A 1,018-nucleotide genomic window follows, 5' to 3' on the forward strand; every position below is an offset into this window, starting at 1 on the left:
CTCCCCCATACGCCCCATTCTCACTAACACCATCATACTTAACTATATCAGCTAGACAAGTATGGGCTATATTTGACTGAGATAGCTTTGAACATCCCTTGTCCATAGTAAGAACATTTACATTTCCACTATGACACATTCCATCATCTTGCGGATCCCACCAAGCCCCCTCTCTTATGATAATTACATCATCAGGTATATCATCACTCACATCAGCCCCACATAGTATAGCCCCACGATCATTAAAGACCTTTACTATATCACCATGCTTTATACCCCTTTGCTTAGCAAGGTTTGGACTAATAATAACTGGCTCTTTACCTGCTATCTTGCTATAGCTTCTTAAAATTTCAGAGTTATCAAGCTGAGAGTGTAGTCTGTATTTTGAGTGGGCTGATACTAAAGCTAGTGGATACTTTTTATCTTTATCTCCAAGCCACTCTATAGGCTCAAACCATGCAGGATGACCAAAGCAGTCATCATATCCCATATCTGCTATAGTTTGGGAGTAAATTTCTATCTTACCACTTGGAGTGTTTAGTTTATTATTTAAAGGATCATTTCTAAATGCTACATAGCTTGTGTGATTACTCTTTGCTTCATCTATCTTATCAAAGTGAAAATATCCCCTTTGCCAAAACTCCTCAAAGCTTGGCATATCATATCCCATATCACTTGCTTTTTTACTAGCATCACTATAAAGCTCTTTTATCCAACCCATCTCATCTTTGCCTTCATTAAATGCTAGATCAAGGTTAAACCTACGACAAATTTCATTACATATCCAAAAGTCGCTTTTACTCTCACCATAAGGCTTAACGAGTGGCTTAATGGCAAATAGATACTCATTCGTAGAGTTTGCAAACTCTATATCAGCTCTTTCAGGCTGAATGGCAACTGGTAGTACAATATCAGAAAACTTAGCCTGTGATGTCCAAAATGGCTCAAGTGTGATGATAGTATCTAGCTTACGCAGTGCTTTGGCTGCTCTGTTTGAGTCTTGGTGGCGGGTGAAGAG

At 38.8% G+C, this 1,018-nt stretch carries 1 protein-coding gene; it reads right to left on the minus strand.

Features of this window, described 5'->3' with window-relative positions; all coding sequences use genetic code 11:
* Positions 1-1,018, minus strand: a 1,018-nt coding sequence (locus U5B17_RS09650) for a molybdopterin dinucleotide binding domain-containing protein (RefSeq protein ID WP_430805138.1), incomplete at both ends; no start/stop codon positions are given.

It is taken from the genome of Campylobacter australis (assembly GCF_050586305.1).
GTDB lineage: Bacteria > Campylobacterota > Campylobacteria > Campylobacterales > Campylobacteraceae > Campylobacter_A.